24 protein-coding genes are annotated in these 20,190 nt (G+C 63.1%); 9 read left to right on the top strand and 15 right to left on the bottom strand.

From position 1 onward, the window contains the following. Positions 1-19: 19 nt before the first annotated feature. The 4 genes from NKH83_RS07240 to NKH83_RS07225 all read right to left on the bottom strand — a co-directional run bounded on the left by NKH83_RS07240 (position 20) and on the right by NKH83_RS07225 (position 1,821). Positions 20-508 (bottom strand): SRPBCC family protein, encoded by a 489-nt coding sequence (locus NKH83_RS07240; RefSeq protein ID WP_352802882.1) that lies wholly within the window; start codon positions 506-508, stop codon positions 20-22. Positions 509-545: 37 nt separating this feature from the next. Next, complete coding sequence (locus NKH83_RS07235; RefSeq protein ID WP_352802879.1) at positions 546-992, bottom strand: SRPBCC family protein; 447 nt, start codon at positions 990-992, stop codon at positions 546-548. Continuing rightward, positions 992-1,303, bottom strand: a complete 312-nt coding sequence (locus NKH83_RS07230; RefSeq protein WP_031213186.1) for an ArsR/SmtB family transcription factor — start codon at positions 1,301-1,303, stop codon at positions 992-994. Before NKH83_RS07230 ends, NKH83_RS07235 begins: the two co-directional genes overlap by 1 nt. A gap of 92 nt (positions 1,304-1,395) precedes the next feature. Continuing rightward, positions 1,396-1,821 (bottom strand): GNAT family N-acetyltransferase, encoded by a 426-nt coding sequence (locus NKH83_RS07225; protein WP_352479709.1) that lies wholly within the window; start codon positions 1,819-1,821, stop codon positions 1,396-1,398. 155 nt (positions 1,822-1,976) lie between these two features. Here NKH83_RS07225 and leuD point away from each other — a divergent pair, with 155 nt between their 5' ends. From leuD to NKH83_RS07195, 6 genes are all read left to right on the top strand, one after another. Then, a complete protein-coding gene (gene leuD, locus NKH83_RS07220) occupies positions 1,977-2,582 on the top strand; it encodes a 3-isopropylmalate dehydratase small subunit (protein ID WP_254817902.1) in 606 nt (201 codons plus the stop codon). Between the two features lie 61 nt (positions 2,583-2,643). Next, entirely contained in the window at positions 2,644-3,570 is a 927-nt protein-coding gene (locus tag NKH83_RS07215) for an Ivy family c-type lysozyme inhibitor (RefSeq protein WP_352802875.1), read from the top strand. A gap of 321 nt (positions 3,571-3,891) precedes the next feature. Beyond that, positions 3,892-4,275, top strand: coding sequence for a RidA family protein (locus tag NKH83_RS07210; RefSeq protein WP_352738387.1), 384 nt, complete (start codon positions 3,892-3,894; stop codon positions 4,273-4,275). Positions 4,276-4,326: 51 nt separating this feature from the next. Then, a complete protein-coding gene (locus tag NKH83_RS07205; protein ID WP_352803334.1) occupies positions 4,327-4,677 on the top strand; it encodes a VOC family protein in 351 nt (116 codons plus the stop codon). A gap of 139 nt (positions 4,678-4,816) precedes the next feature. Then, positions 4,817-5,920, top strand: a complete 1,104-nt coding sequence (gene leuB, locus NKH83_RS07200; RefSeq protein ID WP_352802872.1) for a 3-isopropylmalate dehydrogenase — start codon at positions 4,817-4,819, stop codon at positions 5,918-5,920. Positions 5,921-5,924: 4 nt separating this feature from the next. After that, positions 5,925-6,410 carry a GNAT family N-acetyltransferase gene (locus tag NKH83_RS07195; RefSeq protein ID WP_352802870.1) on the top strand — a complete coding sequence of 162 codons (486 nt, stop codon included), beginning with the start codon at positions 5,925-5,927 and terminating at the stop codon, positions 6,408-6,410. On the opposite strand, the gene NKH83_RS07190 is transcribed toward NKH83_RS07195, so the two are convergent. The 3 genes from NKH83_RS07190 to NKH83_RS07180 form a co-directional block, all read right to left on the bottom strand. Beyond that, a complete protein-coding gene (locus NKH83_RS07190) occupies positions 6,400-7,044 on the bottom strand; it encodes a DUF805 domain-containing protein (protein ID WP_352802867.1) in 645 nt (214 codons plus the stop codon). The two genes, NKH83_RS07195 and NKH83_RS07190, sit on opposite strands and share 11 nt — an antisense overlap. A 108-nt stretch (positions 7,045-7,152) precedes the next feature. Beyond that, positions 7,153-7,866: a DUF805 domain-containing protein gene (locus NKH83_RS07185; RefSeq protein WP_352802864.1), complete on the bottom strand. Its 714-nt coding sequence runs from the start codon at positions 7,864-7,866 to the stop codon at positions 7,153-7,155. A gap of 87 nt (positions 7,867-7,953) precedes the next feature. Next, positions 7,954-9,801: a DEAD/DEAH box helicase gene (locus NKH83_RS07180; protein WP_352701217.1), complete on the bottom strand. Its 1,848-nt coding sequence runs from the start codon at positions 9,799-9,801 to the stop codon at positions 7,954-7,956. A 455-nt stretch (positions 9,802-10,256) separates the two neighbouring features. On the opposite strand from NKH83_RS07180, the gene NKH83_RS07175 reads away from it, so the two are divergent. Then, positions 10,257-11,291: an aspartate-semialdehyde dehydrogenase gene (locus tag NKH83_RS07175; RefSeq protein ID WP_352479700.1), complete on the top strand. Its 1,035-nt coding sequence runs from the start codon at positions 10,257-10,259 to the stop codon at positions 11,289-11,291. Positions 11,292-11,478: 187 nt separating this feature from the next. Here the strand turns inward: NKH83_RS07175 and NKH83_RS07170 are convergent, their stop codons facing one another. Beyond that, entirely contained in the window at positions 11,479-11,886 is a 408-nt protein-coding gene (locus NKH83_RS07170) for an ACT domain-containing protein (RefSeq protein ID WP_352479699.1), read from the bottom strand. A 254-nt stretch (positions 11,887-12,140) separates the two neighbouring features. Between NKH83_RS07170 and NKH83_RS07165 the strand changes: the two genes are divergently transcribed. Both NKH83_RS07165 and NKH83_RS07160 read left to right on the top strand, forming a co-directional pair. Then, positions 12,141-12,551 carry a DoxX family protein gene (locus NKH83_RS07165; RefSeq protein WP_352479698.1) on the top strand — a complete coding sequence of 137 codons (411 nt, stop codon included), beginning with the start codon at positions 12,141-12,143 and terminating at the stop codon, positions 12,549-12,551. Positions 12,552-12,757: 206 nt separating this feature from the next. Further along, positions 12,758-13,021 carry a YMGG-like glycine zipper-containing protein gene (locus tag NKH83_RS07160; RefSeq protein ID WP_023680734.1) on the top strand — a complete coding sequence of 88 codons (264 nt, stop codon included), beginning with the start codon at positions 12,758-12,760 and terminating at the stop codon, positions 13,019-13,021. A gap of 71 nt (positions 13,022-13,092) precedes the next feature. Here NKH83_RS07160 and rpsP read toward each other — a convergent pair whose 3' ends face one another. The 7 genes from rpsP to NKH83_RS07125 all read right to left on the bottom strand — a co-directional run bounded on the left by rpsP (position 13,093) and on the right by NKH83_RS07125 (position 20,130). Next, positions 13,093-13,494, bottom strand: coding sequence for a 30S ribosomal protein S16 (rpsP, locus tag NKH83_RS07155; protein ID WP_254817891.1), 402 nt, complete (start codon positions 13,492-13,494; stop codon positions 13,093-13,095). Positions 13,495-13,543: 49 nt separating this feature from the next. After that, a complete protein-coding gene (locus NKH83_RS07150; RefSeq protein WP_352802860.1) occupies positions 13,544-13,870 on the bottom strand; it encodes a chorismate mutase in 327 nt (108 codons plus the stop codon). Between the two features lie 7 nt (positions 13,871-13,877). Next, positions 13,878-15,506 (bottom strand): signal recognition particle protein, encoded by a 1,629-nt coding sequence (gene ffh, locus NKH83_RS07145; RefSeq protein WP_254817889.1) that lies wholly within the window; start codon positions 15,504-15,506, stop codon positions 13,878-13,880. A 410-nt stretch (positions 15,507-15,916) separates the two neighbouring features. Continuing rightward, positions 15,917-16,885 (bottom strand): CPBP family intramembrane glutamic endopeptidase, encoded by a 969-nt coding sequence (locus NKH83_RS07140; RefSeq protein WP_352479696.1) that lies wholly within the window; start codon positions 16,883-16,885, stop codon positions 15,917-15,919. Positions 16,886-17,031: 146 nt separating this feature from the next. Then, positions 17,032-17,634, bottom strand: a complete 603-nt coding sequence (locus tag NKH83_RS07135; RefSeq protein ID WP_352479695.1) for a DUF1236 domain-containing protein — start codon at positions 17,632-17,634, stop codon at positions 17,032-17,034. A 63-nt stretch (positions 17,635-17,697) separates the two neighbouring features. Continuing rightward, positions 17,698-18,792, bottom strand: a complete 1,095-nt coding sequence (locus tag NKH83_RS07130) for a zinc-binding metallopeptidase family protein (RefSeq protein WP_352479694.1) — start codon at positions 18,790-18,792, stop codon at positions 17,698-17,700. 90 nt (positions 18,793-18,882) lie between these two features. Continuing rightward, positions 18,883-20,130, bottom strand: a complete 1,248-nt coding sequence (locus NKH83_RS07125; protein ID WP_352802858.1) for a flavin monoamine oxidase family protein — start codon at positions 20,128-20,130, stop codon at positions 18,883-18,885. Positions 20,131-20,190: the final 60 nt, after the last annotated feature.

Below are 20,190 nucleotides of genomic sequence, written 5' to 3'. Positions count from 1 at the left end.
GCTACCGTTGCTTGGTGGATTAAGCCGCCACCAAGCCGTCCGTACCAAGATACGCCTGAAGCCAGCCCAGCACCTGGGCCCAGCCTTCGGCATGCTTCGTCGCGGCAGCAGCGAGGCCGGCGAAGCCGCCATGGCAGATGGTGACGCGTGTGCCGCCGGCGATCGGCTCCAGCAGCCAGGCGACTTTGGTTTCGCGGCGGCCAAGCGTCGGATGGTCCCAGCCGTATCTCCGCGTCTGCACGATCCGGCGCGGCTCTTCGATCTCCAGGAATTCGCCGCTGGCGGGCAGGTGTCTGCCGGCCGCCGTCTCGACGGTGACGCTCCAGCGGCCGCCGACGTGGAGGTCGGCCGTCCATCCGGTCATCCGGTAGGTCGCGGCGGACCCCCACCAGCGCTCGACCTCACGTGTAACGAGCGCGTCAAAGATCCGCTCGGGCGGCGCGCAAACATCGGCGCTCGCCATAACGGTCTTGCCATTGGTGATGCTGTGCACCGCGGAACTGTACATCGCCTGTCTCCAGAAACGTTTCGCTATCGAAACAACCTCAAGCCTTCGACGCAGGGCGCGACAGGCCTTTGCCGGTTTCGAGCAGGCTCTTCAGGCTGGACAGGATGAGCGGCCAGCCGTTCGCCACATAGCCAAGCAGCTTGTGCGGTCCATCGGCTTCGTGTGTGATGGCGAGCTTCACCATCTCGCCCTCCTGCTCGATGGCGAAGGTGCAGCGTGTGTAGCCGTCCGCCTTGACCTCGGGTATGAACTCGTTGCGCCATTTGAGCACGATGCGCTTGGGTGGATCGATCTCGAGGACCTCGCCGCTGTCGGTGACGCGGCCGTCGGTGTAAACCATCTTCCACGCCGAACCTTGTTTCCAGTCGCTTAGCATCTGGGCGCCGAAGAAATATTGCCGCTGGAACTCCGGCTCGGTCAGCGCTTGCCAGAGTTTTTCGGGCGAGGTGCGGATGTAGGTGACATAAACGAAAATATTGCTCATCAGTCTTCCCTTTCGAGGCGTTTCTTCAAATCGCTGAGGGCGCCCAGTCGCCCCCGCTCGAATTTGCCGATCCAGCGTTCGGCGATCTCGTTGATGGGAACCGGATTCAGGTAATGTTGCTTCTCGCGTCCCTTGCGGATGGTGGTGACGAGGTTTGCTTCTTCCAGGATCGCCAGATGCTTGGTCACCGCCTGGCGCGTCATGTCCATCTCACCGCACAGCGCGTTCAGCGTCTGCCCGTTCCTTGCATGAAGGCTGTCCAGTAATCGCCGACGTGTCGGGTCGGCCAAGGCGCGAAAGACCGCATCCATGCTCATGACCCTAATATGCAACCGTCTGGTTGCATGTCAAGAGGCAGAACCTTGGCCGAGGATGCGCAGGTTGAGGTCGCTGAAAGTGGATTTCAGCGCTTGCGGCCGAACCAGAATGCGTTGGGCATGCGCTCCATGCCGATACGCTCATAGAAGCCGACGGCGTCGGGCATGGAGATCAGGCTGATGGCGACGGACGGTCCGAGTTGCCGGCGTGCCTCATCCATCAGACCCTTGCCGATACCCAGCCCTTGCGCCGATGCAGAAACAGCGAGCTCGGAGATATAGCAGACCCAGGAAAAGTCGGTGATGCCGCGAGCGACACCGACCAGCGGCTTGCCTTCTGTGTCGAGACGCGCGGTGAGCACCAAATTGGCCGCTGACAACATCGCCTTCAATCGAGTGTTGTCATCGACGGGCCGTGTCTCGCCGAGGCCGGATTCCACCAGCACGCGGCGGAACTCGGCGATGCCGAGGCCTGGTTCGCTGGCGTAAAGGATCGTGGATCGCGTTGTCATGTCGATAAAAGTGCACCATGGGCCAGTGGTTTTGAAGCGTTTTGTGTTTCGATCGGCGACGGAACTCCAGAAACAGCCGCCTTTTATTTGCCCGCGGCTTTGTGTAAACCGGGCGCCAGCAATTCCCCGCAACGAGAAGAAGACGGGCAAGAACCATGGAAAAATTCACCAAGCTCACCGGCGTCGCCGCGCCGATGCCGATCGTCAATGTCGACACCGACATGATCATCCCAAAGGATTATCTCAAGACGATCAAGCGCACCGGGCTCGGCACCGGCTTGTTCGCCGAAATGCGCTACAAGGACGACGGTTCGGAAAATCCGGACTTCGTGCTCAACAAGCCGGCCTACCGCAAGGCGCAGATCCTGGTCGCCGGCGACAATTTCGGCTGCGGTTCGAGCCGGGAACATGCGCCGTGGGCGCTGCTCGATTTCGGCATCCGCTGCGTCATCTCGACCTCGTTCGCCGACATTTTCTACAACAACTGCTTCAAGAACGGCATCCTGCCGATCACCGTCAGCGCTGAAGACCTGGAGAAGCTGATGGACGATGCCTCGCGCGGTTCCAACGCGACGCTGTCGGTCGATCTCGAGACCAAGGAAATCCGCGGGCCGGACGGCGGCGTGGTCAAGTTCGACCTCGACGAGTTCAAGCGCCACTGCCTGCTCAACGGGCTCGACGATATCGGTCTGACCATGGAGAAGGCCGGCGCCATCGCTTCGTTCGAGAAGAAGAATGCTGCTGAGCGCCCCTGGGCCTGAGCGGTACGATAACCTGGTCGCGACAGGCCGGGTTCGTGGCGGCTGAACGGAGGGGACAGTCATGACACGTTCGCTTCTTGCAGGGGCCTGCGCGCTGGCGTGGATTCTGATGCCAGTGGCAGGCGCGCATGCACAGACAGATATGGTGCTCGTGCCGGCTGACGATGCGTCCGGCGGGGCCGACCAGGGCGCGTTGAGCAATGCGGCCCTAGCCGACAATGACAAACAGGCGCCGATCCCGTTCGAGGGCGGCCAGCTGACCATCACCCAGGAGGAAGAGTACGGGGAACGGGTGCTCGCCTTCGACGGCAAGGAACTGGCGCGCAATTACGACGTCTTCTTCGACAAGGTCGTCGAGGTCGGCGGTGTCAAGGTGGCGCTGGTCGATGTCGGCGACGGCGGCAATCAATGCGGCCCGGCCAAGGTGATCGTGTGGAAGCCGGAAGGCGGCACGATCCAGACGACCACGGTCGAGCAGGATGAATGCGGCGCACCGCCGGCCGCGATCTCCGACAGCGCCATCTATTTCGTACCCTATCTTTTGCCGGGCGATTCCAAGCCGGCGCTGCAATGGTCGCCGACGGACGGGCTGACGACATCCGGTAATCTGACCTACATGCCGGAGCCGGGCACGGACTGGAAAGACGTCGATCCGTCGAAATACGACAACATCATTGATGCCTTTCACAACGAGGCCGTCTACAGGCTAGCCGAGACGCTGCTCGGCAAGGACATGCCCGACATGGCGACCAGCCTGCTGGTCGGCGGCGGTACTGAGGCGACCGCTTCGGGCGCCTTTTTTGCCAGCGGCTGCGTGCCGCATGATTGCGGCGGCAATGACGGTTTCATGGCCGTCGACCCGATCAACCATAAGCTCTATTTCGCCCGCCGCGGCGACAAGCCCGAGCCGGACGCGTGGCCGGCGGTGAGTACATGGCCGGCCGACGTCAAGGAAGCGCTGGACAAGGCGCTGGGGTCGGCGAATTAAGGTTTCGACAAGGGGTCGCAACTGCGCATTCGTCATCCTCGGGCTTGACCCGAGGATCCCTGCCGCGACCGTTGTCGGAAGGCGCGGCTGAGCAGAAATTCTGCACCGTGGCAAAGCCCATGATGTCTCGGCATGGATCCTATGGTCTACGCTGCGTCGCTACGCTCCTTGCTCCGCCATAGGATGACGACGGATAGGTGCTCCGGCCAATCTCCAAGGTTTGCGTCTTGCCGCCTCGTGACAACAATTTGCCTAGCTTGGCTCATGACCCGCCCGGCCCCCTCTGCTAGACGACGCTCAGCAACCCAACGAGGCCGCCCCATGCGAAAACTGATCTCCACCGGTTCGCCCTTCGAGAAGACCGCCGGCTATTCGCGTGCTGTGGTGCAGGGCGACTGGTGTTTCGTGTCCGGAACGACCGGCTACGATTATGCCACTATGACGATGCCGGAGACGGTCGAGGCGCAGACGCGTAATTGCCTCTCTACCATCGCCAAGGCACTGCAAGACGGCGGCTTCGAGATGGCCGATGTGGTGCGGGCACATTACTATATCACCGATGCGGCTTTCGTGGATGTGGTGTTCCCGATCCTCGGCGAGGCCTTTGGCGAGATCAGGCCGGCGGCAACGATGATCGTGTGCCAGCTCAACAAGCCGGAGATGAAGATCGAGATCGAGGTGACGGCGCTGCGGCGCACAGCCTGATGCCTGTCACGGTTGCGACAACGACACGGTTAGCACGAGGATCGGCCCATGGTGAAGGTCAAGCGCATCGTTGCAAACATAGACACGCAGGATATCGCGGCGGCAAAACCCTTCTATCAGGATGTGCTCGGCCTCGATCTCAAGATGGATATGGGCTGGATCGCTACCTACGGCTCGCAAGAGACGATGTCCGTGCAGGTCAGTTTCATGGCCGAAGGGGGATCAGGAACGCCGGTGCCGGACATTTCTATCGAAGTCGACGACGTCGATGCCGCGCTTGAAAGCATGAGGACGGCCGGCTTTGTCATCGAATACGGTCCGGCGGACGAACCCTGGGGCGTGCGGCGCTTCTTCGTACGCGACCCGTTCGGCAGGCTGGTCAATATTCTTTCGCATCTGTAGGCGTTTTGGCTTGAGCATCGGATTCTCCCAAAACCGGTCTCCACTTTTGGGTCCGATGCTATGAACCGCAGGCTTGCGCGCCGGCTGCTTGGCGTTTAGCAAGGCCGCGTTCATGCGCTAAACAATCGGGACGGTTCTCATGGCTTCGAAAAATCTTCTCCTGCTTGCCGGCGACGGCATCGGCCCCGAGGCGATGGCCGAGGTGAAGAAGCTGATCGCCGCCATGAACGACAGGCTCGGCAGCGATTTCGTTACCGATGAGGGCCTTGTCGGCGGCTGCGCCTATGACGCGCATGGCGCGGCGATCTCCGATGCCGACATGGCCAAGGCGATGGCCGCGGACGCTGTGCTGTTCGGCGCCGTCGGCGGACCGAAATGGGATGCGGTGCCTTACGAGGTGCGCCCGGAGGCGGGTCTGCTGCGGCTGCGCAAGGACATGGAGCTGTTTGCCAATCTCAGGCCGGCAATCTGCTATCCGGCGCTGGCGGCGTCCTCCTCGCTCAAGCAGGAGGTGGTCGAAGGGCTCGATATCCTCATCGTGCGCGAGCTCACCGGCGGCGTCTATTTCGGCGAGCCGAAGCAGATCATCGATCTCGGCAACGGCCAGAAGCGCGGCATCGACACCCAAGTCTACGATACGTTCGAGATCGAGCGCATTTCGGGCGTTGCCTTCGAGTTGGCACGCACGCGCAAGAACCACGTCACCTCGATGGAAAAGCGCAATGTGATGAAATCTGGCGTGCTGTGGAACGAGGTCGTCACCCAGACGCACAAGGCGCGCTATGCCGACGTCAAGCTCGATCACATGTTGGCCGATGCCGGCGGCATGCAGTTGGTGCGCCGGCCGAAGCAGTTCGACGTCATCGTCACCGACAATCTGTTCGGCGACATGCTGTCCGACATCGCCGCCATGCTGACCGGCTCGATCGGCATGCTGCCGTCCGCCTCTCTAGGCGCGCCGGATGCGAAGACAAAAAAGCGCAAGGCGCTCTACGAGCCGGTGCACGGCTCGGCACCCGACATCGCCGGCAAGGGCATCGCCAATCCGATCGCCATGATCGCCTCCTTCGCCATGTGCATGCGCTATTCCTTCGGCATGGTTGAAGAGGCCGACCGGCTGGAAGGCGCGATCGCCGCCGTTCTCGACCAGGGCTTGCGCACCAGGGATATTCATTCGCCGGGGATGACCGAGGTCGGCACCGCTGAGATGGGCGACGCGATCATCGCCAAGTTCCTGGGCTGATCCCGTGTCGGTCGACGTCCGCTGGGCGACGACCGGGGATGCCGCGGCACTCGCCGCCATGCTTTGCGAAATGGCGGTGCATTACCGGCAGCCGCCACTCGACGCCAGCCAAGCTTTGTCGGCGGCGCAGAAATGGCTTGGCGACGAAAGTCCGACCTATCCGCATTTTGCGCTCGCCTTCGTCGATGGTGAAGTTTGCGGGCTGGCCTCGGTTGCGATCGCGCATCCCGGCATCGATCTCGAGCGGCTGCTGTTCCTTAAGGACCTATTCGTACGCGATGATGCCCGCAATGGCGGTGTCGGTCGAGCGCTGAGGGCATTCCTTGCCGGCCATTGCCTGCGCGAAGGCATCGGCCGCATCGACCTGACCACCGAGGACTGGAACGAGCGTGCGCTGCGCTTCTACGTCGGGCTCGGCGCGGAGCGCCAGGGCCGGAAGGTCTTCCTCAGGCTTTCGAGCGAGGCGCTGAAGGCGATCGCTAAATCCTGACGCCCGCCGGCACCGGACCCCAAAGGTTTTCACCGACCTTGGATGGGATAAGCCCAAGCGCCAACAGACCCAGCGTGTTGAAGCCGGGAACGAAGTACAGCAAAACGAACCAGCCGCTCAGGCCGATGTCGTGCAGGCGTCGTACCATAAGGGCAAACCACGGCAGGACAGTCAGTAGCAGGAACACGAAGGCTGGCGCATAACCCAAAGCTCCAAATTCCAGGTCGCCTCTGACAGCTGTGATCGCTGCATTGATGAGGACGCCGAACGCAAGAAGCGCGAAGAACACGATCAGCGTGAGCAGAAAAAAGCCCCAAAATTCCTTGCGGCAGGCGCGGCCGGTGAAGCTGACATGTCTCACTTTGAATGCGCGCCAGAAATAAGCCCATAATCCGGTGGATTGGGCAGGTTCAACGCCGTTGGGAATGAGGCTGCGGGATTCCGCAGCCCTTGGCCTTCCTGCAATGACGGCGCGCGCAGTCCCATCGTCCGGCTGGAACTCGACGGGTGCGCCTCTGACCAACGCCACGCCGGGACTCAGATCCTCATGCCCGACGATGTAACGCTTGCCGTCGGCTCCATTGATGTATCCGAAACCCTGATCCTGGTCATAATGATAAATCGCGCCGCGCATTGCTTGCCCCCAAATACTGTGCCGTACTGATACTATCCAAGGTTGTTTTCAATTGCAATATGCACGCATGACATGTGCGAATGGAGCGGCTGCGAGGCACGGCGCCGGCTAAACCCTGACGCCTGCCGGCACTGGACCCCACTGGTTTTCACGTGCCTGTGTCGGGATGAGCGCGAAGATCAGGATGATCACGGTGCCGAAGGTCGGGATCAGGAAAAGCAGGAAGAGCCAGCCGGTCAGGCCGATGTCGTGCAGCCGACGCACGTTCAGCCCGAACCACGGCAGGGCTGTCGCCAGCAGAAAGAGACCGAAAAGGCCGACCGTCACTGCCGGCAATTCACTGTTGTCGAGATTGCCCATGGCGTCGTCGATGAAGACGCCGATGCCTATGACCACAATCAGCGCGATCGTCCAGAACAGGCAATACCCCCAATATTCCTTGCGGCGGGCACGGCCGGCGAAGTTGAAGTAATTCTCGGTCAGACCCAGCCAGAAATAGTTCCACAGGCCGGCGGATTCGGCCGGACTTTGTTCAGCGGAACGGCCGAAATGCTGCGGCTGACGTGCCGCTGGCGCATTGCCAGCCTGAGATGGCACGGCGGTTGCAGTGGAGGCGTCGGCAGGCGCACTGCGAGGTTGGGCGCGGATCGAAAAAACATCGCGTGCCCGTCCGCCAGCCGGCTGGAATTCGACGGTAGTACCTCCGGCAACCGATGCTTCGCGGCGCAAATCTTCGCGCGCCAAAGTGTAGCGGTTGCCGTCGGCTCCGGTGATGAAACCAAAACCCTGGTCTTCGTCGTAATGAAGAACTTCGCCGCGCATGTCCTGCCCACCCCCGTTTCCCTGCCCCAGACTGTGCAAAGTTCCGGCAGACCGCAAGGGCGTGCGGAAATGGAGAGTGCTGGCTATTTACCCCGGCCGTTTCTTCGATTTCTTGTGTTTCGCAGGTCCACCTTCGAACTTCGCCTTGGCCGGTTTCCCGGCCCAGGGCTTCGTCTCGAATGCCGGGCGCTGGTCGGCCGGTGCGCGCTTCTCGAATTTGGGCGCATGCTGATCGAAGGTGCGCTTGCCGCGGTGCGGCTTCTTGTCGGGCCTTGGTTCCTGATAGCCGGCTCGCGACAAATCCGGCGTGGCGTCCAGCCGCTTGACCGCAATGTTGCCCTGCAGCTTGCGGTCGGGACCGATCGCAGCGAGGAAGCGCTCGGCCCAGTCCGCCGCGATCTGCACGAAGGTTTCCTCCGGCTGCATCTTGATCGCGCCTATCTCGCGCTTGGAAATGCCGCCTGTCCGGCACAGCATCGGGATCAGCCAGCGCGGCTCGGCGTTCTGCCGGCGCCCGACCGACAGCGAGAACCAGACGCTGTCGCCGAAATCGTCGCGGCGGCTCGGTGCCTCGTCGCGGCGGGCGGCTCTGTCGCCAGCGGGTCTGTCGCCCGACGGCGTGAACGGAGCGACGTCCAAGAGATCCTCGGGCGCCGAGCGGCTGGAGCGGCAGAGACGCACGAAGGCCGCCGCCACCAGTTCGGCGCCACGTTGGTCGAGAAGCGCGTTGACGAAGCCGCGCTCATCGTCCGTCACCGGCTCGCTGAAGACCGGGTCGGCGAGGATGCGTTCGTCGTCGCGGCGCAAGACGTCGTCGGCCGAAGGCGGGCTCGCCCACGTCGCCGCAAGGCCGGCGCTTTGCAGCAGGCGTTCGGTGCGCCTGCGGGCATTGTTGGGCACGATCAGCGCGCTGACGCCCTTGCGTCCTGCCCGTCCCGTCCGCCCGCTTCGGTGCAGGAGCGTCTCCGGGTTGGTCGGCAAGTCGGCGTGGACGACCAGTTCGAGGTTGGGCAGGTCGATGCCGCGTGCCGCGACGTCGGTGGCGATGCAGACTTTTGCGCGGCCGTCGCGCATCGCCTGCAGCGCGTGGCTGCGCTCGTTCTGGCTAAGCTCGCCGGACAGCGCCACGACGGAAAAGTTGCGGTTGTTGAAGCGCGCCGTCAGATGGTTGACGGCGGCGCGGGTGTTGCAGAACACCAATGCATTCTTCGCCTCGTAGTAGCGAAGCACGTTGATGATGGCGTTTTCGCGGTCCGCCTGAGCGACGCTCAGCGCCCGGTATTCGATGTCGAGATGCTGCTTCTCCTCGCCCGAGGCCGAGATGCGTACCGCATCGCGCTGGTAGCCCTTGGCCAGCGTGGCGATGGAGCGCGGCACAGTGGCGGAAAACATCAGCGTGCGGCGATCGGCGGGTGCCGCGTCAAGGATGAATTCCAGGTCCTCGCGAAAGCCGAGGTCGAGCATCTCGTCGGCCTCGTCGAGCACCACTGCCTTGAGCGCCGACATGTCGAGCGAGTTGCGGGTGATGTGGTCGCGCAGGCGGCCGGGCGTGCCGACGACGATGTGGGCGCCGCGCTCCAGCGCGCGCCGCTCGGTGCGCATGTCCATGCCGCCGACGCAGGAGGCTATCGCTGCCCCGGTCAGCTCGTAGAGCCATTCCAGCTCGCGCGTCACCTGCAGGGCCAGTTCCCGCGTCGGCGCGACGGCCAGTGCCATGGGTGCCGCCGCGTGGGAAAAGCGTTCCGCGCCGTCCAGAAGGGTCGGCGCCAAAGCCAGCCCAAAGGCGACGGTCTTGCCGGAGCCGGTCTGGGCCGAAACCAGCGCATCGGCCTGGCCAAGCTCGAGAACCGCTTTCTGCACCGGCGTCAGCTCGACATAGCCGCGTTTTTCCAGCGCCTTTGCCAGCGCGGGAACAATAGCTTCGAAATTGGACATCTTGCTCTTTCGAAATTCGGATTCTGAATACCCGGCGACGGGTAAATGTCGGCAAGCGCCACGGACGGGCGCCACGAGCCAGACGATACCCGTTCGTACTTGGTGCCGATGTCATTGTACAGGGCGGGCGGGTTGGCCTGCTTGCGATTGACTCTGGACGCAAACCGCGTAAAAGCCGGCACCGAACGGGATAGTTTCGATGCGCGGCCTTATGATGGCGCTCCTTGCATTCGACATCCCCGGCCCCAATGCGAACCATTGGGCCGGGTGCGTCGGTGCGTCTCCTCGTTCCAGCACACCCACGTTGTTGCTCAAAAAAACCGGCAAAACGACCACCAAAACGGTCTGATTCCCTTGGCCTAACCACCCTCTCCCGGGTCCGGCCCGGGGGTTGAAACCCGCATCGGCCGGCGGGTTTTCTCCAGAAACCGAGCGGAGAGCGACAGGAGATTTCGATGAGTTTCAAGGTTGCGATCGTCGGCGCCACGGGCAATGTGGGCCGGGAAATGCTTAACATACTGGAGGAACGCGGCTTTCCGGTAAGCGAGGTGGTGGCGCTGGCCTCGCGGCGCAGCCAAGGCACGGAAGTGTCGTTCGGCGACCGCACGCTGAAGGTCAGGGCGCTCGATCAATATGATTTTTCAGACACCGACATCTGCATCATGTCGGCTGGCGGCAACGTCTCAAAGGAATGGTCGCCGAAGATCGGCAAGCAGGGCTGCGTCGTCATCGACAATTCGTCGGCCTTCCGTTACGACCAGGACGTGCCGCTGATCGTTCCGGAAGTGAACCCGGATGCGATCTCGTTGTTCACGCGCAAGAACATCATCGCCAACCCGAACTGCTCGACGGCGCAGCTGGTCGTGGCGCTGAAGCCGCTGCATGACGCTGCCACCATCAAGCGCGTCGTCGTCGCCACCTACCAGTCGGTCTCCGGCGCCGGCAAGGAAGGCATGGACGAATTGTTCACGCAGACGCGCGCTGTGTTCGTCGCCGACACCGTCGACGTCAAGAAGTTCACCAAGCGTATTGCCTTCAACGTCATCCCGCATATCGACGTCTTCCTCGACGACGGCTTCACCAAGGAAGAGTGGAAGATGGTGGCCGAGACCAAGAAGATGCTCGACCCCAAGATCAAGCTGACGGCGACCTGCGTGCGGGTGCCGGTGTTCATCGGTCATTCGGAAGCGGTCAACATCGAGTTCGAAAAGCCGATCACCGCCGATGAGGCGCGCGAGATCCTGCGCGAGGCGCCGGGCTGCCAGGTCATCGACAAGCGCGAGGACGGCGGCTACATCACGCCACTGGAATCGGCCGGCGAGGACGCCACCTTCATCTCGCGCATCCGCGAGGATTCGACCATCGACAACGGCCTTTCGATGTGGATCGTCTCCGACAATCTGCGCAAGGGCGCGGCACTCAATGCGGTTCAGATCGCCGAGCTGCTGGTCGAGCGCGGGCTGATACAGCCAAAGAAGAAGGCGGCGTAGTTTCGCTCACGGCCGTATCGCCGCTATCGCGGCTGGCCCTCCGCGGGGGCGCCGGAAGGCCGGCGGCCCGCAGTCGCGGGCTCGGCCTTCGGCCGTTAGCGCCCTTCTCCCCGCTCACGGGGAAAAGGTTCCGGCAGGAGGATGAGGGGCAGCGCAGGCGTCTCAAATGGCCAGCAAGGTGCCGGCGTCACAGCCGGTTCTCCTCCGCTAGGTCCAACAGCAACTCCAGCGCCTCCTCCGCCCGGTCGGCGGGCACGAACAGGTGATCGTGGTAGAAGGCCGAGACCGGATTGACGCCGATGCCGGCCGCGGCCAGTCGTGCGGTGATGGCGGCGAGGAAGCCGACCGCGTCCAGCGACGAATGGATGTTCAGCGTCAGCATCCGGCAGCGGAACACGGTTTTCAGTCCAGCGGCCTTGGCATGGTCTTCATGCACGATCAGCGTCATGCCCTCGCGCTCGCGAAATAGCATCACCGGGTGGAGCCTGTCGGGAACGGGCGCATCGGGTGGCAACGTGGTGAACACATGAACCCCGGCAAGCAATTCCGGCGTCATTGCCGCCAGCAACTGTTTCAGGTCGGTCTCTCCGGCCATCGATTGCTTTCGTTGTGCGACTAGGCGGCTGCTGCGTCGAGCGCTCGAAGACACTTCTATGGATTTTCGATAACGCCCTCCACCTCACCCCGCAAGGTGGACTTGGCCAGGTTCGTTGCTGACTGAACGTACACACCCAAGGTTCGCCGCTGGAGTGAAAAGAACTGGAGGCATGTCGGATCGCCGTAATGGGCCGCGTCCTTGGTTCGAGCTGGCGGAGGAGCCAGTGCTCACAACGACCGGAGGGAACATCAATGACCATGTCTCAGGCAGCACCCGTCTCATCGCGTGCCTTGTGGGCCGGCCGCGTGCTCAGCGCCGTCGTCGTGCTGTTCATGATCTTCGACGGCGTGATCAAGCTACCGCCGCTCGAAATCGTCACCCAGACCATGGTGCAGCTCGGCTGGCCGGCCGATGCCAATGTCTCGCGCATTCTCGGCATCATTGGACTGGTCTCGACAGCGCTTTACGCGCTGCCGCGCACCTCGGTGCTCGGCGCCATCCTGCTCACCGCTTATCTCGGCGGCGCCGTCGCCACGCATGTGCGGATCGGCAGCCCTTTGTTCTCGCACATACTGTTCGGCGTCTATCTCGGCGCCATCCTCTGGGGTGGCCTGTATCTGCGCGATCCAAGGGTGCGCGGGTTGTTCCCATTCAACCAATAGCGGCGACTTCGAAAGCCGTTCGATGGTGGCCACGCCGCCAGAGCGGGCGCGATCTGCCGCCGCTTTTCTACTCTTTGGATCAAATCGAGTTGGATCAAATCGAGCGCCGCCGGGCGGCAGCCGATCTTCTTCTTTGGATCAAATCGCCTGGTTGCGAGTTAGGAGGTTCAGCGGCGAGGACGGCACCCTGTTGGAGAGGAACGACAATGAAAAAGGTGATGATCTTGATGGCCTTGCTGGTACCGCTCGGTGCCTGCTCCCGCACTGAGCAAGGCGCGGCAGTTGGTGGCCTGGGCGGTGCGGCGGTCGGCGCTGCGGTGGCCGGCAACCCAACCAAGGGCGCGGTGATCGGTGGTGCGGCCGGCGCTTTGGCCGGTGCGCTGATCGGCCGTGCCAGCGAAAGCGGCCAGTGCCGTTATCGCGATCGTAACGGTCGTGTGTACGTTGCGAGTTGCCCAGAGGGCTATTGATCGGGCCGCACCATGCGGACGAACAGCAAAACGGCGGGCAAGGCCCGCCGTTTCGTGGTTGTGGAGATGATTTATTCGGCGCTGGCGGCTTCCGCCTCGGCCGGCGCGGCTGCAGCGGCGGCAACGGCCGCGGCGGCATCTTCCTGCGCCTTCTTCAGCAAGGCTGCGCGCTCCTGCGCCTTCTTGCCGGGCTCGGCCTTCTTCGGGTTGGAGCGGGCTTCGCGCTTGGCGATGCCGGCTTCATCGAGGAAGCGCAGCACGCGGTCGGTCGGCTGGGCGCCATGCGACAGCCAATGCTTGACGCGCTCGGCGTCGACCTTGACGCGTTCGCCGTCCTTGGGCAGCAGCGGGTTCCACGAGCCGAGCGACTCGATGAAACGACCGTCGCGCGGCGAACGCGCGTCGGCGACGACGACATGGTAATAGGGACGCTTCTTCGAGCCCGCACGGGCCAATCGGATTTTCAGTGGCATTTCTCTTCTCCTAAAGCTCTGATTTGGTTGATCGGTTGGTGGCTGGTCCTCAGCCGGTTCTCGTCACGCCGTTGGATGCGGCGATCTGCTCGTGATGGCGGATCACTTCGCAGACGACGAAGTTCAGGAATTTCTCCGCGAAATCCGGGTCGAGATGGGCGTCCTTGGCCAGTTGGCGAAGACGGGCGATCTGCTCCTGCTCGCGCGCCGGGTCGGCAGGCGGCAGGCCATGTTCCGCCTTCAGCACACCGACTGCCTTGGTGCAGCGGAAGCGCTCGGCCAGCATGTGGATCAGCGCCGCGTCGATATTGTCGATCGAGGCGCGATAATTGGCCAGCGCCGCACGCGCGTCCGCCATGTCCTTCTCTTCGTTCATGGCGCTCTCACTTCTTCTTGCCCAGGCCATTCTTGCCAAGCATTGGCAGCCCGCCACCACCCGGCAGGCCGGGAAGTTTCATGCCGCCGGGCAGCCCAGGCAGGCCACCGCCACCGGGAAGACCACCGGGCAGGCCCTTCATGCCGCCGAGCCCGGCCGCCTGCGCCTGCTTCTGCAAGGCTTCGAGCTGCTTCGGGTCCATCTTGGAGAGATCCGGCATGCCGCCGCCCATCATGCCGCCTCCGGGACCGCCTGGGCCGCCAGGCATCATGCCGCCGAGCCCCATCTTGGAAGCGAGGCCGCCCATCATGCCGCGCATCAGGCCGCCGCCTTTGCCCTTGCCGCCCATCGCCTTCATCATGTCGGCCATGCCGCGATGCATCTTCAACAGTTTGTTGATTTCGGCCGCGTCGGTGCCCGAGCCGGCGGCGATGCGCTTCTTGCGCGAGTGCTTCAGAATATCGGGGTTGGCGCGCTCCGCCTTGGTCATCGACGAGATGATGGCGAGCTGGCGGCCGAACATCTTGTCGTCGAGACCGGCGGCGGCCATCTGATCCTTCATCTTGCCCATACCGGGCATCATCCCCATGATGCCCCCCATGCCACCCATTTTCGACATTTGCTGAAGCTGGCCGGCGAGGTCGTTCAGGTCGAACTTGCCCGACTGCATCTTCCTGGCCATCGCCGCCGCCTGTTCGGCGTCGATGTTCTCGGCCGCCTTCTCGACGAGGCTGACGATGTCGCCCATGCCGAGGATGCGGTCGGCGATACGCTTGGGATGGAATTCCTCCAGCGCGTCCATTTTTTCGCCGGTGCCGATCAGCTTGATCGGCTTGCCGGTAACGGCGCGCATCGAGAGCGCCGCACCACCGCGGCCGTCGCCGTCCATGCGGGTCAGCACGAGGCCGGTGATGCCGACGCGCTCGTCGAAGCTTTTTGCCAGATTGACGGCGTCCTGGCCGGTCAGCGAATCGGCAACCAGCAGGATCTCGTGCGGCGACGACATCTTCTTGATGTCGGCCATCTCGACCATCAGCGGCTCGTCGATGTGGGTGCGGCCGGCAGTGTCGAGGATGACGACGTCATGGCCGCCGAGCTTGGCCGCCTGCACGGCGCGGCGGGCGATATCGACCGGCGTCTGGCCGGCGACGATCGGCAATGTGGCGACCTTGACCTGCTCGCCGAGCTGGCGGAGCTGCTCTTGCGCGGCGGGACGCCGCGTGTCGAGCGAGGCCATCAAAACCTTCTTGTTTTGACGGTCGGTGAGGCGCCTGGCGATCTTGGCCGAGGTCGTCGTCTTGCCGGAACCCTGCAAGCCGACCATCATGATGACGACCGGAGCCGGTGCATTGAGATCGATGGCGACGCCCTCGGCGCCGAGCATCTCGACCAGTTCGTCATGGACGATCTTGACGACCATCTGGCCGGGCTTGATCGACTTGACCACGGCGGCGCCGACGGCCTTCTCGCGCACCTTGTCGGTGAAGGAACGCACCACTTCCAGGGCCACGTCGGCCTCGAGCAACGCACGGCGCACCTCGCGCAGCGCCGCCGAGACATCAGCCTCCGACAAGGCGCCGCGGCCGGTGAGGCCATTCAGGATCGAACCAAGGCGCTCTTGCAGGGACTCAAACATTGGTCAACCCACCGCGCGACAGCGCCTTGGATTGATTTTGATCCCTGTCGGGCCGATGGCCCTCCACGCTTCTTGTGCGTTCCTGTAGCGATTCAAACATTCTTTTTCCTTTTCCCTGGCACCCGGATGTGCCCGAGAGGTAATGCGTTCGCGCCAACTGTCCAAACAAAAGCCGGTCCGGGCAAAAGCCCAAAGCCAAAAAGCACCCGGGGGCGCACAGCGCTGCCGGGTGTTGGCCTCCGGGATCGATTTACAGCACTTCACCTCAAGGAGGTTTCGGCGTCCCGGTCGGTTTGCTCGGAGGAATACTCGTCGCGGATTTCGCGGCGTGTAGACAGGAAATCGGCCGCAGAGTCAAGCTTTGGTCAGGCTTTGCGCCAAATATGCTCGGGGCGGCCAGGCAAGGCGCATCAGCGCACGCCGCCGGCGAGCGGCATATCCGGCTCGACCTTCAGCGGTGAGCGCGGATGCAAAAGCAACAGAACAGTCAACAGGCTGCTGACGATGCCGATCACGGCGATGAGGACGGCGTCTAAAGTCGTCCAGCCGGCGGATTCGAGCGGCTTGGCGTTGAACAGGGCGAAGGAATTATAGCTTTGCTGGTGCGAAATCAGCAGGAAACCGGTCAGATTGTTGCCGAGATGGGCGCCGAAGCCGGCACCGAGATTGCCGGTCGCATAGACCAGAAGGGTCAGCAACAGCGCAAAGGCGGCGATCGAGGCCAGCACGCAGGCATTGATGGCGGCGCTCGAACCTGGGCTCCAGTGCAGGGCGGTGAACAGCAATCCCGGCAGCAGCGCCCAGATGAAAGGGTTCTGGAACCGGCTCGCCAGGCCCCTGAGCAGATAACCGCGAAAAAGCATCTCCTCCGACGAGGTCTGCAGAAAGGTCAGGGCGGCGATCGGGATCAGGAACAAAAGCCACGAGGACAGGCCGATCGCGCCGCGCGCGATGTCGGGCTGCAAACCATAAAGCAGGATCTCGGAAAGCAGCGAGGTGATCAGCACCGCGGTCAACCCTTTCAGGAACCCCGCCCAAGAAATGCGCCGGCTGACGCCAATCAGGGCGGTCAGCTTCTCGCGATGGATCCAGCGCATTGCAGCCCAAAGGCCGAGCCAGATTCCGACAAATGAAGCCAGCGCCGCGAGGATGCCCGCAGGAGAGGCCATGAAATCCTGCACCGCTCCTCCACCTGGCGAGGCGGTGCCAGATGACGCCTGCCAAACGGCAAAGGCATATGTGCCGCCGAACAGCACGGCGGCAGTGATTCCGAGCCAGAACAGGATGACCACCACCGCTCCAAGCAGAAGCCGCGGCAAAGTGGTCTTGTTGTTGGTGGTGTGCCGGTACTGTTGGAAGGCGGTTGGGTCGATCGTCACGCGGGCTCGCTGGCTGGTGCTTCGGCTCGCAAGGTCTAGAACATCGGCCGCAATGTGGAAACCGGTATTGCAGCGGCAGTACCGGCTTGTGGCAGTGTCGGCAGTGCGAGCGGCCGCCGCTATAGGCGACCGCCCTGTTTGTATCGTCAGCGCTCGACGTACATGATGCGCCTGGTGCCTGGATCGACCAGTGCCGGCTGGCCGTTCACATAGACATAGCGGTAATCATAGTCCGGAATCTCGCGCAGCTCGACGGTGTCAGGCAACGTCGCGCCGGTCACCACCTCGCCCTCGAGATAGACCGGTTCGAGCCGATGCGTACGGACATAGGTGCGGATCTCGGCCGGCGGTCTGCGGATAGGCTCGATCGCCTCGCCGGCAACGATCGCTCCGGTATAGGTGTCGGAATATTCGGCGCTATCGGCAGGCGGTGTCACGACGGCAATGTCAGCGCTGGCCGGACGCTGTGTCAGGACCACACGGCTGCCGCCGAAATCGGCCGTCACATAGTCGGAATAGACCCAGCCCTGGCCGTTGGCCTCGGCGATGGTGCACCATTTGCTATTGGCGATGCAGCCGTCGAGCGTCGCCGACTGGCCGGCCGCGAGCACACCGATGACCGGATATTGCGGGCCGGGGCCGGCGCGTACATTGAGATCGGTGATGGCCGAGACGGCGGTGTCGGCCAAAGCAGAGCCCGACATCGCTATGAGCGCTCCGGCCACCGCCGGAAACAATATGCGTTTCATGGTTTTCTCTCCGTTTCACAGTCCCTCGGGACCGAAAACGAAGCAAAGCCGCATGCGTTCCGGCTAAAAGGCTTCGGCCGGCTCACGATTTGTTCCAGTCGTTTTCGGCAGGTCGGTCAAAAGCTCGTGAACAAAAGCAAGTTTTTGCGCCGCCACGTCCGAGATGACGAAGGGATAGAGATCGGGCAGGCCCATACAGCGGTTGATCGAGTTGGACGCCTCCGACAGCACCAGCCAGCGCTCGAGAATCCTTTCGAAGGGCTCTGGCCTGGGGGCGGGTTCCGATGGTGCCGGCTGCAACTTGCCGCCGGTATCGGCGCGCGGCAGCTCGTTGGCTTCAACGGTTTCCAACCGGCCGAGCGGGAAATTCAGGGCATGCACCATCTCCAGCGTGTCGGTGATGTGCATGTGATGCGCCCATGTCTCGGCCCAGTCCTCCCATGGGTGCGACGTCGCATAGGCCGAGATATGGCGCTGCTGCCAGTCGGGCGGCGCGCCATCGGCATAATAGGTCTTCAGCGCCTGTTCGTAATCGGCGCGCTCGTCGCCGAACAAAGCGCGAAAACCGGCAAGCCTTTGCGGATCGTCGCGGATCAGGCGGTCCCAGTAATAATGGCCGAGTTCATGGCGGAAATGGCCGAGCAGCGTGCGGTAGTTCTCGCCCATCTCGACGCGCCGTCGCTCGCGCTCTGCCGAATCCGCCTCGGCGACGTTGAGCGTGATCCGGCCGTTGTCGTGGCCGGTCAAGATACGCTCGCCGCCGGGACCGCCGCCGATCGGATCGGCAAGAAAATCGAAAGCGAGGCCGATCTCGTCGCCGGGATTCTGCTTGGGTGCGACCGGCAGGCCGAAGGCGAGCAGCGAATACACGGCACGCTTCTTTGCCGCCTCGACACGGATCCAGCGGCGGCGGTTGCCGTCGACCGACAGATCCGGAATCAGCTGGTTCAGCGCACAGGCGCGGCAGAAGGCGTGGCCGGGCTCCGCCATCCAGTTGCAGGCGCATTCGTCGGCATTGGTGCAATGGAAGACGTCGCCGCCGGACAGCGCGAAGCGCGCATGCTCGGGATCGTAGACCACGAGGCTGGCGCAGTTCAGGCATTGCGCGTTCTCGAAATAGAGACGGTGGCCGCAATGCGGGCAGTCGAAAAGCTTCATTGGCGTCTCAAATCATTCGAAATGCGAAGGACAATACGAACAGGAGAACGCCAAACGCCTGTCAGCTGCCCACGTTCCTGCCGGCCGACGCTATTTTGCCGCAAGCTGGGCGACGACCTCCTTGGCCACTGCCGCGCCCGATAGCCTGGCGCCGCCGCAGGTCTGCATCAGCGGACCGGCCAAATGCTCGCCGGCGAAGAAGATCTTTTCCGCCACCGGCTGCATCAGCGTGGCGCGCGCTTGCGAGCGGCCTGGCCGCGCCGCCGCATAGGCGCCGCGCACGAACCGCTCAGCGCCCCAATTGGTCATCATCGCGCGTCCGACATGTTTTCGCACGTCGCCGCCAAAGATGCCGCAGAGCCGGTCGACGACGAAGTCGATGCCGGCCGCCTCGCCCGCCGCCGACATCTCCCAGGCGAAATCGCCGCCGACGAAACCGACCATCAGATCGAGGTCGAAGGGAAAGCAGAGGAAGTAGATGTCGTGTCTGGCCAGCCGCTCGATCAGCAAATCGTCGAACGGCTCCAGGCCGAGCCTTGTACCGGATATTTCGACCGGCAGCTTGGTCAGCATGCCCATCGGCAGGTCAAAGAAGGCGGCGAAATGCGCGTCGGGGAGTGCAGGCGAGAACGCAATCTCCTCGAAGGCGAGCACTGCCGGCGAGGCGGTGACGATAACCGCCTTGGCGCAGATGGTACCGCGATCGGTGACGCAGGCTACGCCCGGCCCATCCCAGACGATCTTGCGCACCGGCGTCGACAGTGCCACCGGCACATCGGCGCCGAAGCGCGCAACCAGCGTACCGAAGCCTTCCCTGGTGAAATAGTTCGGATCGAGATCGGCGGCCGCCTGAAAGTCGCGGATCGATATCTCGTCCTCGTCGGCGCCGAAATCCATCGGCCCGGCGAAGGTTGCGGCGGCGCGCGGCGCGTGTCCCTTGGCGAGCAATGCCGAAAGACAGTCGTCGTCGCCTTCCCTCACCTGATGTGCCGCCACCAGTTCGAACAGCCTTGCGTCGGCAACCTTCATCGCCGCCTCTTCGGCTTCGCTTGCCTTTCGCTCGCGGTAGTAGAGATGATCGACATTCATGTCGTGGTGATGAAGCGTCCAGGCGGCGGCTTTCGCCTCGGGAAAATAAGGATTGCGGTCCGCGGCATGCAACCAGGCGCAGCCGATGTCGAACGGCACGCCGAAATGCTGATCGCTGGTCCAGGCGCGGCCGCCAATGCGGTTCATCGCTTCCAACAATTTGAAGGAAAAACCGGCAGCGCGCAGGGTCTTGGCAGCCGAAAGCCCGGCTGAACCGGCGCCGATGATCACGACGTCAACGTCTTCCATGCTTATTCTGCCCCCGCCACAATAATTACTTGATCGTAGGCAAATTCCCGGGCGTCCGCC

Source organism: Mesorhizobium sp. M0909, from assembly GCF_040319515.1.
In the GTDB taxonomy this organism is placed as follows: Bacteria; Pseudomonadota; Alphaproteobacteria; order Rhizobiales; family Rhizobiaceae; genus Mesorhizobium.
This window is presented reverse-complemented; position numbering and strand designations above follow the sequence as displayed.

Bases quoted from the DNA above. Each gene is read 5' to 3' on its own strand.
- NKH83_RS07240 (WP_352802882.1), bottom strand. From the start codon at position 508: ATGTACAGTTCCGCGGTGCACAGCATCACCAATGGCAAGACCGTTATG.
- NKH83_RS07235 (WP_352802879.1), bottom strand. From the start codon at position 992: ATGAGCAATATTTTCGTTTATGTCACCTACATCCGCACCTCGCCCGAA.
- NKH83_RS07230 (WP_031213186.1), bottom strand. From the start codon at position 1,303: ATGGATGCGGTCTTTCGCGCCTTGGCCGACCCGACACGTCGGCGATTA.
- NKH83_RS07225 (WP_352479709.1), bottom strand. From the start codon at position 1,821: ATGACAACGCGATCCACGATCCTTTACGCCAGCGAACCAGGCCTCGGC.
- leuD (WP_254817902.1), top strand. From the start codon at position 1,977: ATGGAAAAATTCACCAAGCTCACCGGCGTCGCCGCGCCGATGCCGATC.
- NKH83_RS07215 (WP_352802875.1), top strand. From the start codon at position 2,644: ATGACACGTTCGCTTCTTGCAGGGGCCTGCGCGCTGGCGTGGATTCTG.
- NKH83_RS07210 (WP_352738387.1), top strand. From the start codon at position 3,892: ATGCGAAAACTGATCTCCACCGGTTCGCCCTTCGAGAAGACCGCCGGC.
- leuB (WP_352802872.1), top strand. From the start codon at position 4,817: ATGGCTTCGAAAAATCTTCTCCTGCTTGCCGGCGACGGCATCGGCCCC.
- NKH83_RS07190 (WP_352802867.1), bottom strand. From the start codon at position 7,044: ATGCGCGGCGCGATTTATCATTATGACCAGGATCAGGGTTTCGGATAC.
- NKH83_RS07185 (WP_352802864.1), bottom strand. From the start codon at position 7,866: ATGCGCGGCGAAGTTCTTCATTACGACGAAGACCAGGGTTTTGGTTTC.
- NKH83_RS07180 (WP_352701217.1), bottom strand. From the start codon at position 9,801: ATGTCCAATTTCGAAGCTATTGTTCCCGCGCTGGCAAAGGCGCTGGAA.
- NKH83_RS07175 (WP_352479700.1), top strand. From the start codon at position 10,257: ATGAGTTTCAAGGTTGCGATCGTCGGCGCCACGGGCAATGTGGGCCGG.
- NKH83_RS07170 (WP_352479699.1), bottom strand. From the start codon at position 11,886: ATGGCCGGAGAGACCGACCTGAAACAGTTGCTGGCGGCAATGACGCCG.
- NKH83_RS07165 (WP_352479698.1), top strand. From the start codon at position 12,141: ATGACCATGTCTCAGGCAGCACCCGTCTCATCGCGTGCCTTGTGGGCC.
- NKH83_RS07160 (WP_023680734.1), top strand. From the start codon at position 12,758: ATGAAAAAGGTGATGATCTTGATGGCCTTGCTGGTACCGCTCGGTGCC.
- rpsP (WP_254817891.1), bottom strand. From the start codon at position 13,494: ATGCCACTGAAAATCCGATTGGCCCGTGCGGGCTCGAAGAAGCGTCCC.
- NKH83_RS07150 (WP_352802860.1), bottom strand. From the start codon at position 13,870: ATGAACGAAGAGAAGGACATGGCGGACGCGCGTGCGGCGCTGGCCAAT.
- ffh (WP_254817889.1), bottom strand. From the start codon at position 15,506: ATGTTTGAGTCCCTGCAAGAGCGCCTTGGTTCGATCCTGAATGGCCTC.
- NKH83_RS07135 (WP_352479695.1), bottom strand. From the start codon at position 17,634: ATGAAACGCATATTGTTTCCGGCGGTGGCCGGAGCGCTCATAGCGATG.
- NKH83_RS07130 (WP_352479694.1), bottom strand. From the start codon at position 18,792: ATGAAGCTTTTCGACTGCCCGCATTGCGGCCACCGTCTCTATTTCGAG.
- NKH83_RS07125 (WP_352802858.1), bottom strand. From the start codon at position 20,130: ATGGAAGACGTTGACGTCGTGATCATCGGCGCCGGTTCAGCCGGGCTT.